A 22,789-nucleotide genomic window follows, 5' to 3' on the forward strand; every position below is an offset into this window, starting at 1 on the left:
TTGATCTAAGCAAATTGACGAATTGAGGTTTATCGTTTTACTTCGCTTTTGCTTCTAATACATGACTAAAATCAGAGCCACTTGGATTTTGAAAAATCTTTAGACCAAAACTAGGAAGAATGGAGTAAAGGTGATCAAAAATATCACTTTGAATTTGTTCATATTCTAGCCAAACGGTTGTGTTAGTAAAGCAATAGATTTCCAAGGGTAAACCATTTGGTGTAGGAGGTAATTGTCGCGCCATCATGGTCATGTTTTGTTCGATGTTTAGGTGATTTTTTAGATAAGCAAAAACATAAGCACGGAAAGTTCCAATGTTGGTTAAACGGCGGTTATTGGCTAATATATCGTGATTTTTATCTAATTGAGCATTCCATTCATTGATTTCTGGTATTTTTTGTGTGAAATAATTTTCTAACAAATTAAATCGGGAAAGATATTCTTGTTCTTCTTTCGTGTGAAAACGGATACTTGATTGGTCAATGAAGAGAGAGCGTTTGATACGTCGTCCACCTGCTTCTTCCATTCCACGCCAATTCTTAAAAGGATCGGTCACCAGTTTACGGATAGGCACTGTGGTGATTGTTTTATCAAAATTTTGAACTTTTACAGTATGAAGTGCAATTTCAGTGACATTGCCATCTGCACCGAGATTGGGGATTTCAATCCAATCGCCGACACGTACCATATCGGTGGATGAAATTTGGATGCCTGCAATAAGGGAAAGCAGTGTGTCTTGAAAAATTAACATAAGGACAGCTGCCATTGCACCAAGACCGGAAAAGACAATAAGAGGTGAGCGGTCAATTAATGCGGCTACCATGAGAATTGCAGCGACAGTAAAAAGCGTAATTTTAGCGATTTGAATATAACCTTTTATTGGCTTCAACCGCGCTGTTGACCTTTGTTCGTAAAGGGTATTAATGACATTGAGAAGAGAAGAAATTGTCAGGACAACAAAAAAAATAATGAAGGCATTAGAAACATTACGGATAATAGTGCTCAGTGCATTAGGCAATGTTGAGATAAAGTTAACACCGGTTGAGAGAGTAAAAGCTGCAATAATATTAGCTATGTACTGAATGGCGTGTTCAATATCGATTGTTGTATTTGGGGGAAGAAACGAAGAAAGTCGTTTTGCTCCATGAATGAGTAAATTTCGTGCTAAAAAATTGATTAAAAGTGCAACAATAATAAGAGCAATGAGCCAGGCAATAGATTCCAGCAGCGGATATTGAACAAGAAATTTGATCACTTTTTTTACTCTCCGTTTCTAAATTATATACGGTTGAGTTCTTAAAATCTTTCAACCGCTTAAGATGAAGTATTGGAATTATGCTCCAAAGTCGTTAAACATGCAAAAAAGAATTTGAAAACTCTGTGAGAGATAATGCGTTTTCCTTCTGATTTCCTTGATGAGATCCGCACCAGATTACCAATTTCAACGGTTATTGGCCAAAGGGTGGTATTTGATCCTCAAAAAAGTAAACCTTCTCGGGGAGATTTTTGGTGTTGTTGCCCATTTCATGGTGAGAAAACACCCAGTTTTCATTGTGATGATCATAAAGGCCGTTATTACTGTTTTGGTTGTGGTGTGAGTGGTGATATTTTTACTTTTCTTTGTGAGCTTGATGGATTGCGTTTTTCAGAAAGTGTAGAGCGTTTGGCTGATTTTGCGGGGATGAAATTACCTGTCTCTGATCCACAAAGTCATAAACGCCAAATGGAAAAGGCTGACCTTTATGATGTTATGAAAATAGCTATGGATTTTTTTCAATATAGCTTACATGATAAAGGAGGTGCTCAGGCGCGTCGTTATCTTGATGAGCGTGGTGTAACACCAAAACTTGCAGAGCGTTTTCGAATTGGTTTTGCTCCGATAAGACGTACAGCTTTGAAAGAAGCTTTGAGTGCGCGGGGTATTTCAATAAAACAAATGGAAGATTGTGGACTTCTCAAAGTGAATGAGGATGGTACGACTTCCTATGACCGATTTAGAAATCGTATTATGTTTCCTATTGAAGACTTACGTGGGCGTGTCGTGGCTTTTGGAGGGCGTGCGTTAGAGAAAGATACACAGGCAAAATACCTCAATAGCTCTGAAACAGTTTTGTTTCATAAAGGAAATATGCTTTACAATGCAGCAGCTGCTCGCAAAAATAGCCGCTTGGTTGGTGATAAAAAAAACCGCTCACTTCTGGTTGTTGAAGGCTATATGGATGTGATCACATTGACTAAAGCTGGTTTTGAAAGGGTGGTAGCACCTTTGGGGACAGCATTAACGGAAGCACAAATTGCGCTTTTATGGCAGATCGGGAGTGATCCAATTTTTTGTTTTGATGGAGATGAAGCTGGTTTAAAAGCTGCTTTTCGTGTTGCTGAGCGTGTGTTACCTCTTTTAAAGGTGGGAGTGTCTGTGCGCTTTGTTTTATTGCCACAAGGTAAAGATCCAGACGAAATTATTTGCGCTGGTGGTGCACAGCTTTTTGCTTCTTTTTTGCAAAAATCAATTTCGTTAATTGAGCTTTTGTGGTGGCGTGCCACCTATGGAAAAGATTTTGAAACTCCAGAAGCAAGAGCAGCACTAGAAAAACAACTGAAACAGCAAATTTTTACGATTAACGATGCAGATATACGCCGTTATTATTTTCAAGATATAAAGAAACGACTTTTTGATTTTTTTCGTCCATTTTTTTTGAAGAAAAAAGACGCAGGGCAATATGATCAGAACCCCAAAAATAGGATTTTTAAAGATCAATCTTTTTCGATGTTGGCAAATTCCAACATCATACGCGATTCATCGCATTCTGTTCCTCTACGTGAGGCAGTTATTTTGCTAATTTTGGCGTACTATCCTGAGCTATGGTATGAAAATTTTGAAGTTCTCGCTGCGTTGGAGTTAGAAAATACGCAATTAATAAGTCTTCATCAATCTATGTTAGAAGTTCTTGGGAGCCAGCAACTTCATAATAAAGAGACAATGATTGCGTTTTTAGAAGAAAGGGGGCAAAAAACTCTTTTAGAGCGTATGAAAAATCTTGTGCAAAATGTTGGTATGCGTACTGTCTTTGCCGGGGCCCCTATAGAAGATGCTCGTGCTGTATTAAAACAAGCCATCTACTTGCATCTTCAAGAATACCACCTACATAAGAGATTACAAGATATTGAAGAGCAACTCGTGGAAAATCCTAATAATGAGATTTTTAATCTGCTTCGTGAAATAAAAATCGAGCTGGAGCAGACGCAAGCAACAGAGGCTTTAATTGAAGGATTTGGAAGTGGGTTTGGTGAAGAAATAGACGGGAATAGGCAAGATTAAGATAAAATGATTCGCTTTTTTGGAGCGAATCAGTCACCTAAAGCCTAATATGAAGAACTTTTATGTAGAGCGACATTTTTATTTTTATAAAGAATGACGATTGAATTTTAGGAATAGCGGGAAATTGGTTCTTACTATAGGATACAGGGATGATCTCAGAAAGGCTGAGAGGTGTCGGGGAATCTTCTGTGGTTTTCCCGCGTTTTTGTGTGAATGAAGAGCGTGTAAAAGTATCTTTTCTCATAGAGATCTCTTCTAAGAGGAAGTATATGAGAAATTATTAATACGCTAAGTGGGAACGCAAAAAATTGGTCATGCGGAAGCCGCAGAGTGATCAAGTGGAGTTAACGGTATGGCAACAAAGGTTAAACAGAAAGACAACACAGAAGTAAAGGGCCAAGCGAGTGTAGATAGTCCTCTTCTCGATTTTTCTGATGATGCCATCAAAAAAATGGTTAAACTCGCCAAAAAAAATGGTTACGTGACGATGGATGAATTGAATGCAGTTCTTCCCCCTGATGAAGTCACATCTGAACAAATTGAGGATACCTTGGCAATGTTCTCAGAGATGGGCATTAATGTCGTGGACGATGAGGATGAAGGTGAGTCTGAACATTATGAAGAAGAGGTTACGGTAGAAGGGGGCGATTTAGTAGAGGTTGCTCGCAATGCGATTGCAACGACAACTAAGCGTGAGGTGACAGATCGTACCGATGATCCAGTGCGCATGTATTTGCGTGAGATGGGGGCTGTTGAGCTCCTTTCGCGGGAAGGCGAAATTGCTATTGCTAAGCGTATTGAAGCTGGGCGTGAAACAATGATTGCCGGCCTTTGTGAGAGCCCTTTGACTTTTCAGGCTCTCATTATTTGGCGTGAAGAATTAAAAGAGCAGCGTATTCTTCTTCGTGAAATTATTGATCTTGAAATGACTTATGCGGGTCCAGAAGCTAAGCAGGCCCCTGTTATTGAACGAAGTGAAATCGGCAAGATAAAAGAAGAAAAGTCCTTTTCTGGCACGCGTGACATGGAGGAGAATATTACACGAGATATAGGTGTTGAGGATGATGAAGAAGAGGATGATGACGTTAATTTGTCGCTTGCTGCAATGGAAAATGAACTCTGTCCTCAGGTCATGGAAACATTGGATTTCATTGCTGAAGCCTATATAAAATTGCGAAAATTACAAGATCAGCATGTGGAAAGCAGTTTGGCAGAGCGTAAAGAGGGAACACTTTCGCCTTCTCAGAAGAAGAAATATATTCAATTGAAGAACGAATTAATTCAAGCGGTAAAATCTCTTTCTTTGAACCAAAATCGTATTGAAGCCTTGGTTGAGCAGCTTTATGACATCAATAAAAGATTAATTCATAATGAGGGTAAGCTGAAGCGGATTGCCAATAATTATGGTGTTGGTCATGAAGAGTTTTTAAAAGAATACCAAGGTCGTGAATTGGATGTAGATTGGATTAATTATATTGCAACTTTGTCAGGGCGCGGTTGGAAAGAATTTTCAATGCGTGAAGTGAAAGAAATTCAAAGTTTGCGCAGTGAAATACAAAATCTTGCACAAGAAACTGCTATTTCGATTGGCGAATTCCGTCGGATTGTGACGCAGGTACAGAAAGGTGAGCGCGAATCAACAATTGCTAAAAAAGAAATGGTGGAAGCTAATTTGCGTCTTGTAATCTCAATTGCAAAAAAATATACCAATCGTGGTTTGCAATTTCTTGATCTTATCCAAGAAGGCAATATCGGTTTGATGAAGGCAGTGGATAAGTTTGAATATCGGCGAGGATATAAGTTTTCAACTTATGCAACATGGTGGATTCGTCAGGCAATTACGCGCTCAATTGCTGATCAGGCACGCACTATTCGTATCCCTGTTCATATGATTGAAACAATTAACAAGATTGTTCGCACATCGCGCCAGATTTTACATGAAATTGGGCGTGAACCCACACCAGAAGAATTGTCTAGTAAACTTTCTATGCCGCTAGAAAAAGTGCGAAAAGTGCTTAAAATTGCCAAGGAACCAATTTCACTTGAAACGCCCGTTGGTGATGAAGATGATTCTCATTTGGGTGATTTTATTGAGGATAGGAATGCATTATTGCCGATTGATGCGGCTATTCAAGCTAATCTGCGTGATACAACGACTCGTGTGCTTGCTTCCTTAACACCACGTGAAGAACGTGTTTTGCGAATGCGTTTTGGTATAGGGATGAATACTGATCACACGTTAGAAGAAGTTGGTCAACAATTTTCAGTAACGCGTGAGCGCATTCGCCAGATTGAAGCAAAGGCGCTCCGTAAATTAAAGCATCCTAGCCGTTCACGGAAATTGCGTAGTTTTCTCGATTCTTAAATATAACCGCGCATTTTTAAAGATGCATTTTATGGGTGAATAAGGATGAAAGGCATGTCGTTTGGTTCTTGAGATGCCTTTTTGCCAAGGATTAACAGGCTTGTTATTGAATAATTTGTGCAGAATGTGCACTGTCGAAAGCTCCTCTTATTTTTGATGCTCGTGTGGTGCAGTTTATAAAGAAGCTTCGAATTAGTATGGTTGTTTCCAAAAGAAATGCACAATTTAAAGCATTATTGCATTTACCGGTAAGTTTATGAACAGAAATGATAGAGTAAGAATGCTTAATCAAAAATCAAAGCGCCTTAATTTTTCGATGAGAAAGCAAAGATTTTTTATGTGGAGGCTTTCATAAAAAACGGCTTATGTTTGTATGTGAATGTATGAAAAATTTCATTTGAACTGGATTATTGTTTTGTTAGATTCTGTGTATCTAATTCTTTAAGCCAGAGAATGGTTAAAGCATAAACCATGAATTCTATAAAAGAAGAAGCTTTTTATAAAACCGCTAGGAGATGCGTTTCAAGTGTTTAAATTTATTAAAGAAGCCTTCTATAAGGTAGACGTTCTTTGAAAGATTGTTCATCATCGTTATACAGTGTTTTTCTTTTTGAGCGGGAAAAAGGACCAGGATACTATTTTGCTTCCTCATTCGTTCTCTTCATATGCCTCTGAATAGAACCTTTATCAGAAATAACTTGTCAAGAAGCTCAGATGCTTGGAGAAGTACATTTCAGATTTCTGGAGTGAGAAGAAAACACAAAGTTTAACTCAAGGTATCCACCACAGATGATTCACATTCACCATATCTTTTCAGGGTCAAATCTTGGCTTGCTTTGTTTCAATATTTTCCTCTCATGCTTATCTTCTCCATAGTTTGCAGCACAATCTATAGCTTCCAGTACAAGGATGATTCCGGATAAAGTGGATCACATCCTCACAAATCACTATCATCTGTCCTTAGCAAGCTTTTCAAAAAACCAAAAGCCAGCTTTTTCTGATATCATGATTGATAATGTTTATCGATGTTGTATCATTTGCCATCGATGTATGAATGATGCACTACTTGCTGCAGATAAGGGGAAGCTCTCGCCTATGGAAATCCATGTTTTAAAAACAACAAGAACTTCTTAAAAAACGACGGATAAGGTTTTAGTCATCACGCTAATTCAAAAAATTATCCTAATAAATGATAAATTCTTTGCTGATTCTTACAGCTTAGTATCATGCTTCTTTCTGTAACGCGTCTATTCTATAAATGGAATATTCCATCTTCCTATCTTGTCTCTCAAATTTTAACTTAAAATACAGAACCTAGGATGCTCAATGTTTATCATTGTGTGTGCTAGCTTATGTTAGTTAACAACAGATGTTTGCTTAAGACGTATTCTATTCTGATTAACCTGGACTTTAAGAAAATTGTTTTGAGGCAATCTACTGAATGGGATATTTTTTAATAGATAAAAATGTATAAAATTAATAGAGGTTAAATTATTGATTTCACTTTTTCGTAAATTTTCTTTTTTGAAAGAGCTCTGGCCGATTTTATGGATAAAAAGGCTTCCTTTTGGAAAGGAAAAAAAATTATAATACATTGCTATTTTTGAGTGAGAAAGTTTTTGTGGTAGCTACGGGCGTTGTTATCTATACAAAGTGAAAGACGATGACACGGGTGGTATCTATGCGGTCAGTGTTGCTTGTTATCTTTTAGATGCGGAGACTGGCCAGTGTCTGGCTATGTTCATCGTAAATTAATAACTTCAGACTGTCTATCGTTGGATATTGCAACGGTTAAAATGGATCGTTGGTTTCCGGAAAGCTGTGATTATCGACTGATTGATGAGGGAAAAGATCTTTATTGGTGGCATCCACTGGTGTCAGGAAACTCTTAGACGGCACATCAAACATAATTTTCTGCACGTGGACAGAGAGAGATTTACAAAGACGAGTTACGTTCTGAAGCAGATTATCTCGAACATATCACCGGTATTCTCTGTGAAGACCGGTGATGAGATAGATCATTTAACACAACGATTAATGGTATGATGTGGTGGTTTAGTCGATAGCAAATACCACGGTGACACTAACGTTATAATTCAACTCACCACTTGAAAAAGTTGTATCTGCATAGCTTGCATGTGCTGCTCTGCTCATTAAATGTGGCCTTGAATAAGAGTTGTCATCGTTTTCATTGATTGTAATGATTTTTCCTAATTTTAAATTGGCTGCTTGTGCTATAGTTTCTGCTTTTTCAATCGCTGCAGTAACGGCTTTTTTACGCGCTTCTTGATAAAAGGGCTTTGTATTTGCATTGGTAAAGGTAATACCATTAACTGAATTAACGCCGAGCGCCATCGCTTGATCAAATATTTTACCGGCATTAGAAAGATCACGAATGCGTACTGTTAAGGAATTTGAAACCTGATAGAGAGTTTCTGTGTTCTTTTTTTCACGATGTTTCTCTGGGCTAGATTGATAAATGGATAGGCCTGATGTTTGCAGATCGTTTGCTTGAATGCCATTGTTTTTAAAAGCGTTTACAATATCGTTCATCGATTTATTATTGGCCGCTAATGCTTTTTGGGCAGTTTTGTCGTGCGTAACAATGGCGAGATTGATAATTGCCATATCCGGTGTTGCTTGACTCTCACCAGTTGCGGTAACCGTAATAGTTGCGTTTTTTATTTTGCTTTCTTCAGCGTGTGTGGGAAGCGAAGCAGCTAGCAGTGTGAGGGTTATCATAGCCATTTTAATCGAATAACTTTTCAACGGTTGGGAAATTATTTTTTTCATGTCTATTCCTTTTATTTGTTGATTTACTACTTTCTCATTTTCTGGAGTTCTTGTAAAGAAATGGGGTATTAGGAAAAAAACTGATAAAAAAGAAAAAGCTGCATTCTAATTTAAGCAAGCCCTTGTATCTTAGGAAATTTTAGTTTAGAGAGAAGCGAATTTAGTTTAAAGAGAAACGACTTGTGGGGCCTGTAGCTCAATTGGTTAGAGCCAGCGGCTCATAACCGCTTGGTTGGGGGTTCGAGTCCCTCCGGGCCCACCAATCTCCAGTAAAATTAAGAACTTATTTTAAAAAGTTAGCAGACTTTGTGAGTGCTCATTCCTTTATAGATTCTCACCAAATTTCTTATAAATTTATTTTTTAAATTCCTTTGCAAGTTTTCTCGCCTTTTGGCTAGCAATTTGATTTTTGTAATTTTGCACTCTTTTTTAATTTTTTCTGTCAAAACTGTACTGAGCAAAGAACGCATTTAATGATAGAAAATTTATACAAAACAATAGATTATCACATATTCCTCTTTTGTTCTATCTTTTCCACTTAGTCTACAATCTCTCTCAAATTAACATCCATTCCGTTTTGAGAATCATTGTTCCGGACTCTTTTTTGGGGCTTTTTTATCGATTCGAGAGGAAGTTTTTTTGCGATCAGTCTTTATTGTATAAAAGGATAGCATAGTATTGGTCTATCCAGCCCAAAAGTGCCTCGAATTGTGCTACCGTTGCATTTGAATTAGAAGTAAGCCTTTGTAAAATATGAATCTAAAGCTTTTTTAGTGCCTGTTTTGCCGCTTTTGTCACAAATGAATGTTTTATCTCCACGAGAATCAGTTTTAAGTGTTTGCGGCTAGTTTAGTTCAAATGAGGAGATAGAGATTCGTTTAGAATTTACTTTTCTGTGTCTTTAAATAAATGATTATCTTAATGTTTCTAGCCAGTACGAATCACATTACCACAATGCAAGTTCGTAGAGAGAAGAATGTCAATCCAGACATATTCAGGCGTTTCATGATACCATTTTTTATACTATTTCTCTCTTTCTGTCCAAGTCTGCAATCCTTTCTTGTTTTGAGCGAATTAAGGTTGGGTTCTCTCCTAAAAGGTCATTGAGTGCTTTCAAAAAATTTTGGGCAGTTATTGGCGTTTTGCATCGTTCAACGCCTGCCTATATATGCGTTTTATTGCTCTGTAAGGAAAGTTTTTTATAGCGTTGGAAAATGTTGAATAGAATCCGTTCTCTTTGGCTTTGTCAGTTATACCAATTGATGTCGTTAAAATGCCGTTTGAATAGCTATGCAAATGAACCTTCAATAGGTTTTTTGGTTTAGAGGTATAAGTCCTTGTAATTCCGTACGCGTATCTCTGTCGTTGTCAATAACTCTTATGTTCCGTAGGTTTCACGTACTCTACGCCGTGATCATGCATGTGCACATGCCATAAATTTTATCTGGGTAACGTGTTTTAAAAGATAAGGGCGATGTTGGTTTGGAATGATAACTTACAACTTAAGAGAGCAAAGATTCATAATATTTATTCTTTAACACATCTAATAATTTGTCTGGATAGCTTGCTGAACTTGCTCTTCGAATTCCGTTTTAAGATAGATGAGAAAATTCAACAGGGGAGGTGATTTCTATTATTTGCAACTTTGTTTTGAACTTCTTTTAAAACATGTGCAATAGCTAATGACATTATGATCAGTGGGTGATGAGTCCTGTATGTAATTCTTTTGCGCGTGTGTTATTTCTGATGTGAAGCATGCATGTGTTTTGAAAATGGTTATTTTTGTTGTTAAGGGCCGGTTTCTTGGCTGTATATCTTATCGGTGAATTTGTATTTCTTTAAGATCTGTCTTTTTTCCAGTTGACATGGTGTTATTGCTATAACCTTGTGTATTGCTTCAATATAGTCATTTCGTTGTAGATCGATGCGTTGTCAAAGATACACATATTATTATCACCATTGGCATTCCCATAAGCAGTTATGTTACTCTAGAGCTGAGCATCGTTATGGATACGTACATTGTTTAAAATTTTCGCAATGTCGAAAATTCAACAGTCTTCATGAATTAAGCTTTTTCTCTTTTGTTATTGAGTTTTCTAAAACACCTTTCTTGACTTTTGCGAAGGTTTTCAGTGCACGGATACAATGTGATCACCATCACAAATATTGATTATTTTATCAGTGAATTTGTATCTTTGTTCCATTATGAAACTTTTTTAATGTATGCTTTATCTTTGAAGCCCTTCAGAAAGTATGTTGATACTTTTGGTTGTGATTTTTGCTGGAAGAACGATTTTTTCTGTTTCATTTGCGGTTTGAGTTGTCATAGAAAGGCAATCTATAAGATCTTTTTTGATTGTATCCTGATAAGGTAATAAGTGCTTCTTTGGCGTGTGTGGGTAAACTCAACTCTTTTGTGAAGAGATCCTTATCTTTGTCATCAGCTTCCTCATTCATAAAAAGGTCTGGACCGTGTGATGTTTTTTGTCTCACCATGGTACATAACCAATAGAATTCCATCTAATTTTATAAAAACAAGTTTGTTTACACAACTGATTCCAGACTGCCTATTGCAATTAATTTTTTCTAAGGTATGGGATATCTAAAACGCTTCAACGTTATTAGTTTAACTATACGGAGTATAATTATGAAGAATGAAGAAAACTTTGAAGCAGTTTTACCGGATATTATTGTGAAATGGGAGGCGTTGTCTACAATTCAGAAAAGGAAGATATTGGAAAGATTAGAAAACTTTACAAATTCTCTGCAGTCAACAGAACATTTAAAGCTTCAATCTTCTTTTTATCTCCAGACGAAATCAAAGCTATGAGTTTTAAATCTTCATCGGAGATGTTAAAACCCGTTATTACATAGATGGCGCTAGCATTTCCGAGTGTATTAAGAATAGCCATAAGTTTATCCACAGAGGGTCTCTTCCCTCCTTTTATCATTTGTTGTACGTAGTTTTGTCCACAGCCTGCAGCTTTGCTTATTTCAATCATCGTTCGTCCATCACTTCTTATCAAGTCAATTAAACGTTGGAACCAATCTTTTTCAGTCTTTGTCATTTTTAGACCTTTACATATTGACGCTATAGCGTTACTATTGTGTTACAAACTCGGAATACATGATAAAGAAGCGTGAAAATATCCATGCGTAGTTCTTCGCTTATAAGTATACAGAGTTGTTTTTAACTAGTAACAAAATGCCCCTATACACTTTCAGATTCGAATCAATAAAAATGGTTGCTTAGTTCTACGATTGTAACAGGGTGGATACGTATAACCAGAAATGGAGATACGCATTCGTGCGTTTCAAAAGCACTTAATAGTATATGCAGTAGCACTATAAATCAAGATATACTCCAATACTGGTATTTGTAAAAGTTCGTGCGTTAAAGTTGTGTGCGGGCAGAGCGAAGTTTTACAGCCTTTAAAAAAGGAGGAGCATGGCTGTCGAAAAAACACAAATTCACAGGTGAAGAATGTTGGCTTTCCTTTTGTTGTAATAAATTCGCTCATCATCAAATGGTATATCGCATGCGTGTGTTGAGAAATTTTGAAAGCTTCGAAAAAAGTGATTTTGATGATTTTATAAAGCATGAAAATGATCATAATCATAAAGGTGATTGTTGAGTAGAATGTGATATACAAGGGGTAGTTACCTTACCGAAGATGGATATATTGTCGGCATCATTCGTGCTTATGGTAACCCACAAGTGAGCGTATAGAGATTCAAAGTAGTGCACATGTTTATGACGATGCAGAGGTTTATAACTATGCTTTTGGCAATGATTATTATGGAAATTCACGGTAAGGTTCGTATTTACAGCAACGCTCAAGTTTAGGACTATGCTAAGGTTTTCGAAGATTCTAATTTTATGATAAAGCTTTAGTTTGCGATCATCTAAGGATTTGTGAAAAAGCAAAATTTACTGTGATGCCGAGGTTTGTAATTATAAAGATTTTCGCAATGACAAAGAGATTTACATATGTCATTGCATTCTCCATGGTGCAAAAGATGCAAGAAAGAATGATGCGGGTAAAGTGCATGTTGAGGCACTTCCATTGTGAGCGTTTTTTGAAATCAGTTATATTCTTGCATTTGGTGTAAAGAAATACAGTGAAATAATAATTGACGTGGAGGATATAGATTGGAGCTACTTTACGTAATTTATTAGCGTATTTTTATGGAAAGAATAAGGATCCCAAGAGTAATTTATCACACTTGGCATATGCAGCTTGTTGCATTCTTTTTTGGTGAAGGGCGAAACAAAGCAAATTGGTCAAAATAACTGATTTAAGAGTAATTAAAGGAGATCAAAATGAGTGTAAACGAAATTTTATTGGGAACAGTGCTTGTTGTTTTGCTTTTCAGCGGGGTCATGTTTCGGTTTGCTTTGTATTATCGCGATCAGGTTAAAGCTTTTCAAGAAGAAGCAAGAAAGATAAAGCATGAGTTCTTAAGAGATTCTATGAAGATGACTGAAGAACGAAATAGGGCTATTAGAGAACAAAGTGTGGTGATTAAAAGACGCGATCAAACAATTGAAAAGCTGAAAAAACAAATTAAGCAGTACGAGGAAGTCATGAAGCAAAATCAGGACGCAATTAAATCTGAAGATGAAGTGAAAAAGTAATTCTGTCTATATTTTGCATCGGATTTGTGCATTAAAAGACTTTGGAAATGTTTAAGATAAGGTGGTTTAGAAGGTTGGATAACGGAGAGGTAAACCTTATTCATAAAGGCGACTGCTGGGTTAGGGGTGAGGCTATGGTTTTTGATATGTTCAATCTTATCGAAAGGTAGTTCTTGGCAACGATGTAAAAGTTTATGACAATGCCAATATTTGTGGTGATGCATATGGTGCTCAAAAAGGTTTTGGGGCGATAGGTTGATTGTTGATTTGGAGAACGAGGGGTCTGGTAATAAAAGAGTTTCAATGAACCGATATAAATAGGCATGGCAGTCGCTAAAAGAATGACACTTGTTCTTTATAACGTGAAGGAAACAAACCGGTCATGATGACTGGACAAAGAAATAGGGAGAGAAAGATAAATGCGGAAGACAATGGCTATCGGGGAGAACAATCATATTCATAAATTGTAATTTATGTGCACTCTATTAGGTTTATTACTTTCATGGGAAGACACCAGATTTGAAAGATGAGAAAGAAAAAATAATATTGAATTTAAAAAACTTCATGACGAATTTGTTAAGGAACGTGAGAAGGCGATGAGGTATGAGAGAATAGGAGGAAACTTTCTATGAAGACAGTTTACAGGGATAAGAGAAAGAACAGGAATGTAAACTGTAATACTTTCTTCATTGGAGGCTTTGGTGAGTTGTGTTGTGTGGTCAAGTGTGGAGTACTAAATTATATGGCTTTAAGGTTCAAATGTAGAGGTACAACTCTAACACTTCATCAAAACCAAACAAACGATCTTTTTGGGGTTTTATTGCACAGAGGATAAAGTTAAAGCGTTGTTTTTTTGTCTTGTTGATGATGATTGCTCGTTTTTTCTTCATTTTCCTTAAGACGCTTTGCTTGGTAAAAGTCAAACGGGTTATCTTGGAGAGGATTTTAGTGCTGTATATTTGAATTGCTTTTGAGGTAGGGTTTTGATGGATCATAATATCTCAATTGTTGGAAGGTTAAATTGAGCAGTGGATATGGCTGCATTTATATTTAGATAATAACTTCCAGTTTTTGTTCTAAATTCCATTCTTGTTTTTTGCAAAGATAGGAATGTGTTTTACTGCTTCTTTAGTCTGTTTTTCTCATGTTTCATTCTGATTTTTGAGGTTGTCTCATTGTTTTTCTAAATTTTTTAGACCTTCTTCTTGGATTTTTTTTAGCTTTGCTTAGATTTTGTTTCTTCAAACAAAGTGCCACTTTCAATGGAACTGCTTTACGCTCGAAGAGCTTAAGCTTGTTTTTGATGATACCAAATATTGTTGGCATATTTCACATGTCTTGCTCCACTCCTGTTTTTGAAAAAAATGACGGTTAAAGAACATAAAATATTTTCAATGAGATGGCAGATGACTCATATGATTCACTATTTGATCTAGGAAAATGGATTGAGCGATTTGTAGTGCGGATGGTTTTATAATAAAATAGAATGGTCAATATATTCAAACATGCTGCTTTGAAGATGGTATGATGTATTATGTGCTTTTTTAATAGTAATTTACAGAGATGATGATGACAGCAGATTGAATAGATGCAGTCTGTTTTGATGCGAGGCATTGTCACGTTGGTACAAATACTGTTCATGTTTATGGCAGCTTATTAGCGAGCTTAACGGCTTAGTGTACACATTATCAGATGCCTCAGAAGGTATCCTTGTTGGTATGAATAAAAGGACATGAAAGGGGAGGAGAAATGCATTAAAAGAGGAAGATCATTAAGATAATAATATATTGTTAAAGAACATAGACGCCAAAATGACAATGAAGCAGATGCTGGCGATTTTATATTAAATTAAAGCGAAGGAGATCAGGCATGTCAACTCAGTGAGCTGGACTATACTTTTAGGAGAAAGTGGTTTCTTGATCTCATTTATTTACCGTTCATTTAAAATTATGTAAATTTTATCCTTTTATTTCTCTCTTCTTTAAGATTTGCTTCACCAAACTTAATAAGAGTTTAGCCAGAGCCTTATTTTTTTCAGGTTGAGATGGCGGAATTCACCGCTGATTGTTTTAAAGTGAGCACAGCATTTTATTATATTCATAATGCGTGCAAGCCTATGATAACATATCCCCCCACGGAAATGAAGTGCAATGGTTCAGCTTTACATCCATATTGATGAAAGATTTTTACTGCTGGCATATAATGATCAGGAATAATAAACTGCCAACCATAGAGTGCAGCGTTATATTCTCATTACCGTTGAAGTTCAAAAAACTTTGATTTTTAAAAACACGCGATAAATGCCGATTTTTCAACATCCCTTTGCGATGAAGATTTTCAAGATAAACTGGCTTAGAGCGCTGAACCAATTGTGTTGTAAGTTTATGCAAGAAATCTTCTTTGATATTATTTATCTGTTTATGCAGCTTTGCATATCTACACTTTTCTTTTTTGGGGGTTATTGCAATCTTTTTGCTTATAACTGAAATGCTACAATACATGCTGTAAATGTTTTATCAGAAACTTTAAAGGCATCGATTCTTGTATAACCTTGTGGTATAGTTTTATAGACTTTTTAGCTGTTCAGACTGCTTTAGATAGAACATTGCTGAAGTTTAGATAGAGCATTGCTGCTGATTGATCGATTCAATAGCAGTTCGATTTGCCGGTTCGGAGACAGATACAGCATCTGCCAAAAGTTTTATTTAGCAGTTGCTTGTGGTATATTAGAAACCATACAAAAAACACTTCATGTTTTCCGTTACCAGAAAGTCAGCCTTTTTCACTTCATTATTAAAGTGTGATACAAAGTTCAAAATATACAGATTAAAAATTTTTATCTTAATGGTAAGGAACGCTAAGGCTGTAGCTCTCTAATAGGAGCTTTATGCGTAATTTCTTTTATCTGCTCAATATTTATTAGGATATCTTGCTTCGTTGGATACCCCTTACTAGAAAAAGCAATTTTTTGTTCATCTCCTGAGATTAGACGCCAGTACCATTGCTTGTGAACTCCTTGAAACACTTCAAAATACATGCTTCCTACCTCATAAAATAGCCGATAATTGCAGGTAAATATTCAACCCATCTGACTATGAGAATTTACATATGTCTCTACAGTAAGTAGTCAATATATTTTCCTTAAATTTTTTGATCTCAAACAATAATTTCTATGAGGACTATATTTTGTAACAAGAAAATATTTGTTGTCAATAAGGTATAAATAGATATTTTATACTATAAAATATATTTATTTAAATTTAATGGCATTGTATTCATAATTTATAATAGTAAAAAAATATTTTTATTATTAATAGATAAGTATATTCAATTATTTTACTATAAAAAACAAATTCCACATGGCGCATCAAACTTTATCAGCAAGGAAAGAAGTGTTACTAATTTTTCTATGCTGATAAAGTTTGTGTTTGTTTCATCGCTCTTTTTGATATGGACGTTTATTGATTAGCAATAGCCTCTTTTTGCGATCTGCTTCGAATGAGTAAATCAATGAACAAACTAAGGGCATAGGAATTAGCCATTTTTGCTTTCATATCGATCAGAGAGGTTGCGGCTTTTAGGGTGAAGATATTAGATGAACCCTGTCGCGACAAATATTGCTGCAGCTTCTCATAAGAGCTTTTGATTTTTTCTTGGTTTATTTTTCTATTACGATCGCTATTGGCAAGAATCTCTTCAAGCCCCTCAATTTTTTTTATAAAATAGTTCCAGTCAAAGTCACCTTTAGTATATTCGGTATCAAACATTTTCCCTTGTCCAGTTAAAAGCCAATTAATGTTGACACCGTACAACGTGTGATATGTTTGTAACACACTAAGATTGGGTTCTCTTTCTCCGCGCTCATAAAAAGCAATGGAGTTTTTTGTCATGCTAAAACTTTTGGCTAATGCTTCACGTGATGGATCCCCTAAAGCAAGGCGTACATAACGCAAACGTTTTCCAAATATAGTCTTTGATTCAGTTTCAGGACGTGCCACGAATTATCTCCCTCAGTAAATCATCATGGTATAAGTTTTGACCGATAAAGGCACACTATGTATTAATGTCTCATGATGTAATGTCAATATTTATAGATTTTATTTTTCTCTATTTTTAAATTTTAGTGAATAGAAAATGACTTCTGACTTATTGTATTGTATATTATTTAAGATTTCTATTCATTTCAAATGAAAGATGTACTTACTGATTCTTATCTTGTTTTTTGGGAGGAAAATTCCATATGAGTTTGCCGTATGTGTGTTTTATCTCTTTTTGCATTAATAGCTGCAATTTTTCGATTTGCGCAGCAGATGAATTAAAGAAATAAATTTCGAGGAATAGATCATGGCCCTATTAGGTTATTTTGGATGGGCTTTTTTTTTCACAATTATTGGCGTCTTTTTAGGAGGGGCTATTGGTTGGTTTGAAACGGGAAGTGTTATTGGTTTTCTTAAATATTTTTTCATCTGCTGTGTTTTAGGAGTTTTGGAAATTTCTTTATCTTTTGATAATTCTATTATCAATGCACGTGTTCTTGGAAAGATGGACCCGCTATGGCGTCGTCGTTTTCTGGTATGGGGCATTTTAATAGCAGTGTTTGGGATGCGGATTGTTTTTCCATTGCTGGTGGTTGCTGTTGCTGTTGGGATTAGTCCAGTTGCCGCAGTAAAATTAGCTATATGGGAACCACATCAGTATGCCACAATCTTAATGGATAGTCATGTGGCGATTGCGGCTTTTGGAGGAACTTTCCTCATGATGGTTGGTTTAAAATACTTTTTTGATTCTGAAAAAGAAGTGCATTGGCTCGCTTTTATAGAAAGACCAGCTCAAAAACTTGGGGCAGTTAGTGGGATTGATATTGCAATTATCTTGACTTTGATATTATTCTTCTCAGGGCAGGTCGTAACAGAAGATAAAATAGCTTTTTTACTCGCTGCCCTTTATGGACTTTTAACATTTATAGGTATCGAAGCCATCAGTTCGCTGTTGGATTCTCCAAAAACGACTTTAAGTGCAGTTTTTAAGGGGGGGGTAGGCGCATTTCTTTATCTAGAAATTTTAGATGCTAGTTTTTCTTTTGATGGTGTTGTTGGTGCTTTTGCCTTTTCACACAACCTTTTTATTATCGCAATTGGTCTTAGTATAGGTGCGTTTTACGTTCGTTCCATGACAATTATGTTGGTTGAGTCAGGGATATTGTTGCATTATCGTTATTTGGAGCATGGTGCTTTTTATGCAATTTTAATCCTCGCAGTGATTATGTATCTGCAAACTCTTGTATCGGTTCCTGAAGTCTTAACAGGACTGGTGGGGGTCGGTATTATTGGAATGGCATTTTGTTCTTCTCTTCGCTTTAAGTGTCATCACCTGAATAAAGATGTTGTGTCTAAGTAAGTTGAAAGCTTTTTATGCGTTGCAATAGCACGACGAAAGAAAGTTTTTTAGGAGGTTATTAAGAGTTCTATACCGGCTTCATTCATAGTTTTAAGCATCGTATTAAGCGATCCATTTAAATCAATACCAGCACAGGCATTTAATGAAACGCTAACTTTAAAGCCGCATTGTATGGCATGAAGTGCAGAAAATCCAACACAAAAATCCGTTGCTAAGCCACACATAATGAGTTTTGTAAAACCATGTTCTTTAAGGTAAACTTGTAAGCCTGTTGGTGTTTTTTGATCATTTTCAAAAAAAGCAGAATAGCTATCAATTTTTTGATTATAGCCTTTTCTGAGGATAAGCTGTGCTTTCTCAACTTTGAGAGATGTGTGAAATTCTGCTCCTTGTGTTCCTTGTATACAATGATCAGGCCAGAGTATTTGAGGACCATAGTCAAGTTTGACAGTATCATAAGGCGTTTTTTCAGGGTAGGAAGAAGCAAAGCTGCAATGGTTTTTGGGATGCCAGTCTTGGGTTAAAATGATATGATCAAAATAGTCTATGAAATTATTAACAACAGGTAAAATCGTATCACCTTGTGGTACTGCAAGTGCTCCACCTGGTAAGAAGTCATTTTGGACGTCAATAACGATTAAGGCTTTTTTTTCCATGAGCATATTCCTGTAGGAGATTTACTTTTGTGGTACCTTTTCAAAGACTATATTTTGTTTTGAAGTCTTGAGATAATTTGGTGGATATTGGTGTTATTTTTATATTATCGAGCCAAAAAAGGGGAGGGGATAAGTTTTTACAATTCGTTTTATAGTTTTTTACGAATTGCAACCACGTACCAATGGGAAGTGCACTGTAGTCACTTATCGCTACATGTTGATGCAAAGCTTTCATGATCATTGGACTGGGGACGTCGGATCCCATAAGGTAACGGTCATTTTGTAAACGCAATTTGAGCCACATCAGGGCAAGGGATGAAGTCCATTGTCTTCCATGACATAAAATTGATGAAAAAAGGGAGGGATTTTTTGCCACGAAATGTAAAGCCCATAAAGCAAAAAAAGAGGGTGCATAGAGAATGGGTTTTCTCTGTGATACCACATTACATTGATAAGTTGGCTTAATACGATAAAAACATAATGTTATATCTGGTAGAGAAAAGAGAGGTGATGTTTGATAACATGTTTCAGGTACAGCTAAAAAGATTTGCTTTTTGCTCTTGGAAGGGGCATTTTTTTGCATTTAGAACCGTAGCGAGGGCTTGTGAGATTAGAAAAAATGTATCAATATAAAGCAAAAAGCTTTTTATGCAACGCAAGCACTGTTTGTTGCACATTTAAGAAAAGTGAAAGCAATTTTTAAAAGTCTCAACCTCTTATACTGACCAATAATAAAGAGAAATTTATGGCACGTCAATTTATCTATCACATGACTGGGCTCAACAAGACTTACGGCAATAAGAAAATTTTGGAAAATATTCATCTGTCTTTTTATCCAGATGCAAAAATTGGCATTTTGGGACCAAATGGTGCAGGTAAATCAACCATTTTACGTATTATGGCTGGGTTAGACAAGGAATATACCGGAGAAGCATGGCTTTCTGAGGGGGCAAGTTGTGGCTATCTGCCGCAGGAGCCTCTTCTTGATACAAGTAAAGATGTGCGTGGCAATGTGATGGAAGGTGTGGCCGATAAGCAAGCAATTTTGGAGCGTTATAATGAATTGATGATGAATTATAGTGAAGAAACGGCTGATGAGAGCGCGCGCCTTCAGGATATCATCGACAGTCAGAATCTTTGGGATTTAGAAAATCAAGTGGAAATGGCTATGGCTGCCCTTGGTTGTCCACCAGCTAACGAGGATGTGACAAAACTTTCAGGAGGTGAAAAGCGGCGTGTTGCGCTTTGTAAATTGCTTTTATCAAAACCTGATTTATTGCTTTTGGATGAACCAACAAACCATTTGGATACTGAAGCCACAGCTTGGCTTGAAAGGCATCTACGGGAATATCTCGGCGCGGTGCTTTTGGTGACACATGACCGTTATTTTCTCGACAATGTAACGGGTTGGATTTTAGAATTAGATCGCGGTAAAGGTATACCCTATGAGGGAAACTACTCTGCTTATTTGGGGGCTAAAGCCAAACGTTTAGCTCAGGAAGGGCGTGAAGAGGCTGCTCGCCAACGTACGTTGTCACGTGAACGGGAATGGATAGCTTCTAGTCCGAGAGGGCGACAAGCAAAGTCAAAAGCGCGGATTAAAGCGTATGATGAGTTGGTTCAAGCTGCGCGTGAGCGCCGTCCTGGAGAGGCACAAATCATTATTCCTATTGGCAAAAGATTGGGGCAGGTTGTCATTGAAGTTGATAATCTCTCTAAGTCATATGGAGAGCGTGTGTTGATTGATGGTCTCTCTTTCAAACTTCCTGTTGGTGGAATTGTTGGAGTCATTGGTGCCAATGGTATGGGAAAATCTACTTTGTTTAAAATGTTGACAGGGCAGGAACATCCAGATTCAGGTCAAATCCGCATCGGGGAAACAGTTCACATGAGTTATGTCGATCAGAGTCGCGATTCGTTGGCAGGTGATAAAACCGTTTGGGAGGAAATTTCTGGCGGTAATGATGTCATTAAGTTAGGTGAATATGAGATGAATAGTCGCGCTTATTGCAGTGCATTTAATTTCAAAGGTGCAGATCAACAGCAGAAGGTGGCAAATTTGTCAGGAGGGCAGCGCAATCGCGTGCATTTGGCTAAGCTTTTAAAAGAGGGAGGCAATGTTCTTCTTCTTGATGAACCGACAAATGATCTTGATACCGAAACTCTAGGTGCATTGGAAGATGCATTGGAAAATTTTGCTGGTTGCGCGGTTATCATATCGCATGATCGTATGTTTCTTGATCGGTTAGCAACCCATATTTTAGCCTTTAAAGGGAATGGTCATGTGGAATGGTTTGAAGGTAATTTTGCTGAATATGAAGCTAATAAGGGCCGTCATTTCGGTGCAGATTCTCTTAATCTTAAGCGTGTGCATTATAAGCCGCTGACACGCTAACTTGTTTATTTGATTGAAAAAATGTAAATGACATTCCTGTTCTTCGTTTTTCAGAAGACGTAGTGTACACTATGCTGTAAAGTTATCGTTTTCATTGCATCGCAGGCAAAAAGGAGAACGGAATTTCAATCATGCCTTGCTAAAGTATAATTAAATTCTATGCCATTATGCTGGTGGATATATGGGCAATTGTTTCTAATCAAATTGCAATGAAGGGTGGTAAAGTTCATTATAAAGTTGTAGTGAGCTGCCATATAAATACTCTGGCACTCACAATAGCATAGAGAAGTGAGTGCTGTTTATTTTTTAGCAATTGTCCATTCTTTGTTCATATATCATAAAATAGGCAGTAACAAAATAGATGCAAGTATGCGTCTTCTGCTTGACTTTCTATTCCTATAAATAAATTTTTACAGGATTATTTATAAAAAAAGTGCAAGTTTGGATACGATGATTATGTTGCTAAAAGCGATGGCAGAATTAAGTCGTTTGCGTATTCCTGCACTTTTTGTACCACGGAGATTTAAACATATCAAACTTTACATTTATTTTTTGCCAGTCGCAACTGCATGTATTACGGTATTTACGTTTTATTATACTAAAGCACAATTGATTGAGTGTTATCAGAAGGGTGGAGGCATTTATTTTGCGTTGTCATGATTGTTTTGGTAAAGATATTTGGTGGCTATTCTTTACAGTTTTTCTAGAGCGTGATTTGATTCTAATACACGATTTTTGCACGTTTTATGGATGTAAAAACAGCGCCTAAAAAGAGGAAAGAAGCATTTTTTACAAAATGTGGCGCAGTGGGATGCGTTGTGGTTTTCCTATGATCATGCTGTGGAAAAGCGCTTTACGGGAAATCATTGGCAATAAAAACCTTTAATACGCTGGATATTGGTACTGATACAGGCTCTGTATTAAAATTGTTTTCAGGTCTTTATACGCATGCAGCTGAAGTTGTCTTTGATAGTGATGTTTTTGCATTTATTTGTTGGAAATACAACTTTTGATTTGGTCATTCTTCATTGAGTTTTACATTTTCTTGAGAGTCCCGAGGTGACTTTTCATGAGGTTGCAGGTATTTCGCGTCCTCATGGGTGTTTGTTGATTGTGGATTTTGTTCGCTATGAAGTTGAGTCTTCACATTTCTACCACGTTCATATACCTTTTCGGATTTCTAGATTCACAAATAGAACAATAACTCAAAAGTGCAAGACTTAAT

The 22,789-nt window shown here is 36.6% G+C and carries 15 protein-coding genes, 1 tRNA gene and 2 pseudogenes; 10 read left to right on the forward strand and 8 right to left on the reverse strand.

The window, feature by feature from the left end:
* Nucleotides 1-37 precede the first annotated feature (37 nt).
* Nucleotides 38-1,255 carry a mechanosensitive ion channel family protein gene (locus tag MF1_RS01750; protein WP_161510330.1) on the reverse strand — a complete coding sequence of 406 codons (1,218 nt, stop codon included), beginning with the start codon at nucleotides 1,253-1,255 and terminating at the stop codon, nucleotides 38-40.
* A gap of 135 nt (nucleotides 1,256-1,390) precedes the next feature.
* On the opposite strand from MF1_RS01750, the gene dnaG reads away from it, so the two are divergent.
* The 3 genes and pseudogenes from dnaG to MF1_RS01765 all read left to right on the forward strand — a co-directional run bounded on the left by dnaG (nucleotide 1,391) and on the right by MF1_RS01765 (nucleotide 7,693).
* On the forward strand, nucleotides 1,391-3,319 hold the full coding sequence (dnaG, locus tag MF1_RS01755) for a DNA primase (RefSeq protein WP_014924299.1): 1,929 nt from the start codon (nucleotides 1,391-1,393) through the stop codon (nucleotides 3,317-3,319).
* 352 nt (nucleotides 3,320-3,671) lie between these two features.
* Nucleotides 3,672-5,684 carry an RNA polymerase sigma factor RpoD gene (gene rpoD / locus MF1_RS01760; protein ID WP_161510331.1) on the forward strand — a complete coding sequence of 671 codons (2,013 nt, stop codon included), beginning with the start codon at nucleotides 3,672-3,674 and terminating at the stop codon, nucleotides 5,682-5,684.
* A gap of 1,547 nt (nucleotides 5,685-7,231) precedes the next feature.
* Nucleotides 7,232-7,693, forward strand: a pseudogene (locus MF1_RS01765) (YcgN family cysteine cluster protein).
* A gap of 46 nt (nucleotides 7,694-7,739) precedes the next feature.
* On the opposite strand, the gene MF1_RS01770 reads toward MF1_RS01765, so the two are convergent.
* Nucleotides 7,740-8,477, reverse strand: coding sequence for an SIMPL domain-containing protein (locus tag MF1_RS01770; protein WP_161510332.1), 738 nt, complete (start codon nucleotides 8,475-8,477; stop codon nucleotides 7,740-7,742).
* A 185-nt stretch (nucleotides 8,478-8,662) separates the two neighbouring features.
* Between MF1_RS01770 and MF1_RS01775 the strand changes: the two genes are divergently transcribed.
* Nucleotides 8,663-8,739 (forward strand) — tRNA-Ile (locus tag MF1_RS01775).
* A 2,385-nt stretch (nucleotides 8,740-11,124) separates the two neighbouring features.
* Entirely contained in the window at nucleotides 11,125-11,307 is a 183-nt protein-coding gene (locus MF1_RS06760; protein WP_082246546.1) for a hypothetical protein, read from the forward strand.
* Here MF1_RS06760 and MF1_RS01785 read toward each other — a convergent pair.
* Nucleotides 11,231-11,545: a helix-turn-helix domain-containing protein gene (locus MF1_RS01785; RefSeq protein ID WP_011179621.1), complete on the reverse strand. Its 315-nt coding sequence runs from the start codon at nucleotides 11,543-11,545 to the stop codon at nucleotides 11,231-11,233. The two genes, MF1_RS06760 and MF1_RS01785, sit on opposite strands and share 77 nt — an antisense overlap.
* Nucleotides 11,546-12,801: 1,256 nt before the next feature.
* Between MF1_RS01785 and MF1_RS01790 the strand changes: the two genes are divergently transcribed.
* Nucleotides 12,802-13,116 (forward strand): hypothetical protein, encoded by a 315-nt coding sequence (locus MF1_RS01790; protein ID WP_011179620.1) that lies wholly within the window; start codon nucleotides 12,802-12,804, stop codon nucleotides 13,114-13,116.
* A gap of 2,186 nt (nucleotides 13,117-15,302) precedes the next feature.
* Here the strand turns inward: MF1_RS01790 and MF1_RS07190 are convergent.
* The 3 genes from MF1_RS07190 to MF1_RS01800 all read right to left on the reverse strand — a co-directional run bounded on the left by MF1_RS07190 (nucleotide 15,303) and on the right by MF1_RS01800 (nucleotide 17,114).
* Nucleotides 15,303-15,617, reverse strand: a complete 315-nt coding sequence (locus MF1_RS07190) for a transposase (RefSeq protein ID WP_350339264.1) — start codon at nucleotides 15,615-15,617, stop codon at nucleotides 15,303-15,305.
* Between the two features lie 356 nt (nucleotides 15,618-15,973).
* On the reverse strand, nucleotides 15,974-16,153 hold the full coding sequence (locus tag MF1_RS01795) for a YegP family protein (RefSeq protein ID WP_011179619.1): 180 nt from the start codon (nucleotides 16,151-16,153) through the stop codon (nucleotides 15,974-15,976).
* Nucleotides 16,154-16,574: 421 nt separating this feature from the next.
* Nucleotides 16,575-17,114, reverse strand: coding sequence for a helix-turn-helix domain-containing protein (locus MF1_RS01800; RefSeq protein ID WP_014924294.1), 540 nt, complete (start codon nucleotides 17,112-17,114; stop codon nucleotides 16,575-16,577).
* A gap of 346 nt (nucleotides 17,115-17,460) precedes the next feature.
* On the opposite strand from MF1_RS01800, the gene MF1_RS01805 reads away from it, so the two are divergent.
* Nucleotides 17,461-18,513: a DUF475 domain-containing protein gene (locus tag MF1_RS01805; RefSeq protein ID WP_014924293.1), complete on the forward strand. Its 1,053-nt coding sequence runs from the start codon at nucleotides 17,461-17,463 to the stop codon at nucleotides 18,511-18,513.
* A 47-nt stretch (nucleotides 18,514-18,560) separates the two neighbouring features.
* Here the strand turns inward: MF1_RS01805 and pncA are convergent, their stop codons facing one another.
* Nucleotides 18,561-19,169 carry a bifunctional nicotinamidase/pyrazinamidase gene (pncA, locus tag MF1_RS01810; protein ID WP_011179616.1) on the reverse strand — a complete coding sequence of 203 codons (609 nt, stop codon included), beginning with the start codon at nucleotides 19,167-19,169 and terminating at the stop codon, nucleotides 18,561-18,563.
* A 47-nt stretch (nucleotides 19,170-19,216) separates the two neighbouring features.
* Nucleotides 19,217-19,752: pseudogene (locus tag MF1_RS01815) on the reverse strand (hypothetical protein).
* Nucleotides 19,753-19,914: 162 nt separating this feature from the next.
* Between MF1_RS01815 and ettA the strand changes: the two are divergent.
* From ettA to MF1_RS06770, 3 genes are all read left to right on the forward strand, one after another.
* On the forward strand, nucleotides 19,915-21,564 hold the full coding sequence (gene ettA / locus MF1_RS01820) for an energy-dependent translational throttle protein EttA (protein WP_014924290.1): 1,650 nt from the start codon (nucleotides 19,915-19,917) through the stop codon (nucleotides 21,562-21,564).
* A gap of 441 nt (nucleotides 21,565-22,005) precedes the next feature.
* Nucleotides 22,006-22,224 (forward strand): hypothetical protein, encoded by a 219-nt coding sequence (locus tag MF1_RS06765; RefSeq protein ID WP_244614192.1) that lies wholly within the window; start codon nucleotides 22,006-22,008, stop codon nucleotides 22,222-22,224.
* A 206-nt stretch (nucleotides 22,225-22,430) separates the two neighbouring features.
* Entirely contained in the window at nucleotides 22,431-22,577 is a 147-nt protein-coding gene (locus tag MF1_RS06770) for a hypothetical protein (RefSeq protein WP_244614193.1), read from the forward strand.
* Nucleotides 22,578-22,789: the final 212 nt, after the last annotated feature.

It is taken from the genome of Bartonella quintana (genome assembly GCF_009936175.1).
In the GTDB taxonomy this organism is placed as follows: domain Bacteria; phylum Pseudomonadota; class Alphaproteobacteria; order Rhizobiales; family Rhizobiaceae; genus Bartonella; species Bartonella quintana.

Coding starts and splice junctions, on each gene's coding strand:
- dnaG (WP_014924299.1), top strand. CDS start 1,391: ATGCGTTTTCCTTCTGATTTCCTTGATGAGATCCGCACCAGATTACCA.
- rpoD (WP_161510331.1), top strand. CDS start 3,672: ATGGCAACAAAGGTTAAACAGAAAGACAACACAGAAGTAAAGGGCCAA.
- MF1_RS01770 (WP_161510332.1), bottom strand. CDS start 8,477: ATGAAAAAAATAATTTCCCAACCGTTGAAAAGTTATTCGATTAAAATG.
- MF1_RS06760 (WP_082246546.1), top strand. CDS start 11,125: ATGAAGAATGAAGAAAACTTTGAAGCAGTTTTACCGGATATTATTGTG.
- MF1_RS01785 (WP_011179621.1), bottom strand. CDS start 11,545: ATGACAAAGACTGAAAAAGATTGGTTCCAACGTTTAATTGACTTGATA.
- MF1_RS01790 (WP_011179620.1), top strand. CDS start 12,802: ATGAGTGTAAACGAAATTTTATTGGGAACAGTGCTTGTTGTTTTGCTT.
- MF1_RS07190 (WP_350339264.1), bottom strand. CDS start 15,617: ATGTATTGTAGCATTTCAGTTATAAGCAAAAAGATTGCAATAACCCCC.
- MF1_RS01795 (WP_011179619.1), bottom strand. CDS start 16,153: ATGTATTTTGAAGTGTTTCAAGGAGTTCACAAGCAATGGTACTGGCGT.
- MF1_RS01805 (WP_014924293.1), top strand. CDS start 17,461: ATGGCCCTATTAGGTTATTTTGGATGGGCTTTTTTTTTCACAATTATT.
- pncA (WP_011179616.1), bottom strand. CDS start 19,169: ATGGAAAAAAAAGCCTTAATCGTTATTGACGTCCAAAATGACTTCTTA.
- ettA (WP_014924290.1), top strand. CDS start 19,915: ATGGCACGTCAATTTATCTATCACATGACTGGGCTCAACAAGACTTAC.